Genomic DNA, 4,084 nt, shown 5'->3' with positions numbered 1-4,084 from the left:
AATAGTTTCACAGCAGGGTACGAGATACAACTGGGTACTGGTACTGGCGATGTTTTGAATACTGCTGCTCCGTAGAAATAGTATAATCAGGACTTACGCAAAGGTACTATATAGTTCCTTTGTGCGTTACGCCAGGGCTAACACACCCTACAAATAGCTACAAATAGTGTTCATGTGTAAGTCCTCATAATATTAAATCCGGTTGAATACTTATAATTACAAGCTCGTAGTATTGCTTTAGCCCACGTCTATCTGGCGGGCTAGAGCAATACTACAAGCAAGAACTTTGCTACGACAAAATATTTTACTTGGAGAAGTCAAATGAATACTAACTTCTATTTCAATACTGCTGTATTTATTGATGCTGGCGTTGATAACTACCAGCAATTGTTTGATGGTGTTGTTGCTGAGGCTCAACCATTCCTGCTTGATACNTCGTAGTATTGCTTTAGCCCACGTCTATCTGGCGGGCTAGAGCAATACTACAAGCAAGAACTTTGCTACGACAAAATATTTTACTTGGAGAAGTCAAATGAATACTAACTTCTATTTCAATACTGCTGTATTTATTGATGCTGGCGTTGATAACTACCAGCAATTGTTTGATGGTGTTGTTGCTGAGGCTCAACCATTCCTGCTTGATACTGCTAGGGATGGTATTGAGCAGATAGACGGAATTTTACAACAATATCCACAGGTTAAAACTGTTCATATTATTTCTCATGGTTCCCCTGGTTGTTTGTATCTGGGCAATAGTCAATTGAGTTTGGGTACTCTGGAGCATTATGCTACTAAACTGCAACAGTGGAATATTGATAATCTCCTGCTTTATGGTTGTAATGTGGCTGCGGGAGATGCGGGGGCTGAGTTGGTGGCTAAGTTGCGGGGTTTGACTGGGGCGGATATTGCTGCTTCGGCGACTTTGACTGGAGCTGCAGTTAAGGGTGGTAATTGGGAATTGGAGGTAAGGACCGGTGAGATGTCCTCCAGTCTGGGATTGGAACTGGAAGTTATGGGGAGTTACCCAGGGGTGTTGAATGGGGACTTCACCGACTCCGGACAATCCTTGGATAATAGTACGAATGGCTACGATATAAGTTTGGCAGATGTGGATGGAGATGGAGATTTAGATGCTTTTGTTGCTAATGTGAGTGAGCCAAATAAAGTTTGGAAAAACGATGGTAATGGCAATTTCACCGACTCCGGACAATCCTTGGGTAGTTTCAATAGTATGGGTGTAAGTTTGGCGGATGTGTATGGAGATGGAGATGTCNATGCTTTTGTTGCTAATGTGAGTGAGCCAAATAAAGTTTGGAAAAACGATGGTAATGGCAATTTCACCGACTCCGGACAATCCTTGGGTAGTTTCAATAGTATGGGTGTAAGTTTGGCGGATGTGTATGGAGATGGAGATGTCGATGCTTTTGTTGCTAATGTGAGTGAGCCAAATAAAGTTTGGAAAAACGATGGTAGCGGCAATTTCACCGACTCCGGACAATCCTTTGAAGATGGAGAAGACTCTATCAAATTAGAAGGTGTAAGTTTTACTGACCTAGCGATCGAACCTTGGGGCAGTTCGACTTTGATTAAATACGGTGAAGAAACTCTAGCGACTGTGTATCGAGTCAATGCTGACCTTATTGGAGCAGATGATTTTGTGTAGCGTCGTACCTTAGTCATTTCAGTTAACAGTTATCAGTTAACAGTCAAAACTGAAATTGTCATGGGGAGGTGATTTTGTAGGGGCTGGTTTCACTATAGGGACGTTTTTGCTGACGCAAAGCTCCGCTAACGGCTAAGAGCCGACATGTTTGCGCAGCAGTCCGTCNTATCGAGTCAATGCTGACCTTATTGGAGCAGATGATTTTGTGTAGCGTCGTACCTTAGTCATTTCAGTTAACAGTTATCAGTTAACAGTCAAAACTGAAATTGTCATGGGGAGGTGATTTTGTAGGGGCTGGTTTCACTATAGGGACGTTTTTGCTGACGCAAAGCTCCGCTAACGGCTAAGAGCCGACATGTTTGCGCAGCAGTCCGTCAGGATAACGCTGCGCGACTTGGAAAGCGGAGCATTCCGGAACGGAAAACGCATTTTTGCCTGTGCAACATCCGTACAACGAGTTTTCACACATTGTCAGCAAAACCCGCCCCCAATGATATAACCCACCGTCCCAGGGGCGGGTTTATGTAAATCTGAGAGTAAGCATGAAAATTTACGCTGATTTTTCGGGAACCGTAACCCGCCCCTACTATTGCAACATTTAAGGTGAAACAATCTACTACTGGAGCTACACCGCTAAAATGGTGCGTTACGACGAATTGTTAAATACTTTTCACAATCTAAGTTTTAGCCGTCTAACGCACCCTACTAGACTGACACAGCTAAAACTGTGCATTAGGGAGTAGGGGAGTGGGGGAGTAAGGTAGGGACGTTGCATAAGGGCGTCCGTACGGGAGAAAGAATGTTGTTGGGTTACTCCTGCGGAGAAGCAAGCTACGTTCCATGCTACGCAATGCTAACGCAAACAACCCAACCTACTTTCGTGTCAAGCTTAAAATGGTGGAATAAATTTTTGAGTCTTTACTTTGAAAAATCTACATCCTACCATTTTGCTAAAGTAACAGTTAAGGTTTAACACGACACTACATCTATTGCAGCATTTTAGCTGTGTCAGTACACTACTGGACTAATATACTGGTTGTAGTTTCTCCCCACACTTCCCACACTCCCCACACTCCCTATTCCCTATTCCTAATAACGACTGCCTGTTTTGCGGAAGTGAACAGCAGTCACCCCATCATTCAAGAGTTGACCATTCTCTACCACAGCATAAACTAACCAATGATCGCCACACTCCATCCGGTTTGCTACTTTACATTCCAAATAAGCCAGAGCATCTGTTAAAATTGGGCAACCATTATTAGCTTCCTTTGTCTCAACCCCAACAAAACGATCTTCTCCCGGTGCAAAAGGCTTAAGAAAATGCTTTTGTAAATCCTTTTTTTCCTCAGCTAATATATTCAATACAAATGTATCCCCCGTATGAGTCAAAGACTCCAATGCTCTATCTTTGGCAACAGCAACAGTCACACCAGGAGGATTAAAAGTTGCTTGAGATACCCAAGAAGCTAACATCGCACTGGTGACATCCCCACGTTTAGCAGACATCACACACAAAGAACCGACAACTCTTCCCACAGCTTGAGCAGTACGATCGCCTCCCGAAGCACCCCCCGAAGGTTTAGGAGCGCGACGTTTTTGGGATTTTATCAAAGCTTGAGCAAAATCAATACCAGTTTCCTTACAAGTTTGAATCATTACATCATCTGGCTTAAACTTAACTCTAATAGGTTCAAAACCAAACTTATAACCCGCATCCTTTAACCTACTTGCCAAAAAATCTATTGCTTCACCGCTCCAACCAAAGGAACCAAATACCCCTGCTAATTTATCCTTAGAAACTGTATTCAATAAAATCCCTAAAGCTGTTTGAATCTGAGTTGGTGCATGACCGCCGAGAGTAGGGGAACCAATAATAAACCCATCGCATTTTTCTGCTACTTCCTTAATTTCATTAGATGTGGCAGCTTCACAGTTAATTGATTCTACAGCTACCCCCGCTTTAGTGATACCTCTGGCGATCGCCTGAGCAACAGTCGCCGTATTACCATAAGCTGAAGCATAAAGCAAGGCTACATTCAAATCTCGCGTATTTTGTTCCTGACTCCACTTCCGATACAGACTGGTTAACTCCATCTTCCCATAGCGTACCATTGGTCCGTGACCAGAACCATAGAATTTCACAGTCAACTCAGAAATTTTTTCGAGAGTAGAAAGCACTTGTTTTGCCTGAGCTGCATGGATACAATCATAATAAAAGCGTCTATCCTCGCTATAGACACTCCATCCTTCGTCAGCAACTTGGTCTCCGCAGACATGAGCGCCGAAAAATTTATCAGTAAACAAAATTTGAGTTTGCGGGTCATAAGTCATTAAGCCGTCTGGCCATTTAGGAGTGGGAGTGGTGATAAACCGTAATTGATGGCCACCACCCAAATCAAGGGTATCTTCTCCTTTAACTAC

General features: G+C 43.2%; 2 protein-coding genes and 1 pseudogene. 2 read left to right on the top strand and 1 reads right to left on the bottom strand.

The window, feature by feature from the left end; all coding sequences use genetic code 11:
* Window positions 1–532 precede the first annotated feature (532 nt).
* Together AFK68_RS44495 and AFK68_RS44490 are read left to right on the top strand one after the other, a co-directional pair.
* Window positions 533–1,273 (top strand): annotated as a pseudogene (locus AFK68_RS44495) (DUF4347 domain-containing protein); the annotation flags it as partial.
* A gap of 1 nt (window position 1,274) precedes the next feature.
* A partial coding sequence (locus AFK68_RS44490) for an FG-GAP repeat domain-containing protein (protein ID WP_371357274.1) occupies window positions 1,275–1,663 on the top strand: 389 nt, incomplete at its 5' end.
* A 1,089-nt stretch (window positions 1,664–2,752) separates the two neighbouring features.
* On the opposite strand, the gene AFK68_RS07445 is transcribed toward AFK68_RS44490, so the two are convergent.
* On the bottom strand, window positions 2,753–4,084 hold a 1,332-nt coding region (locus AFK68_RS07445; RefSeq protein WP_094672207.1), incomplete at its 5' end, for a diflavin flavoprotein.

Origin of the sequence: Hydrocoleum sp. CS-953, from assembly GCF_002260545.1 — a bacterium.
Lineage (GTDB): Bacteria > Cyanobacteriota > Cyanobacteriia > Cyanobacteriales > Microcoleaceae > Trichodesmium.
This window is presented reverse-complemented; position numbering and strand designations above follow the sequence as displayed.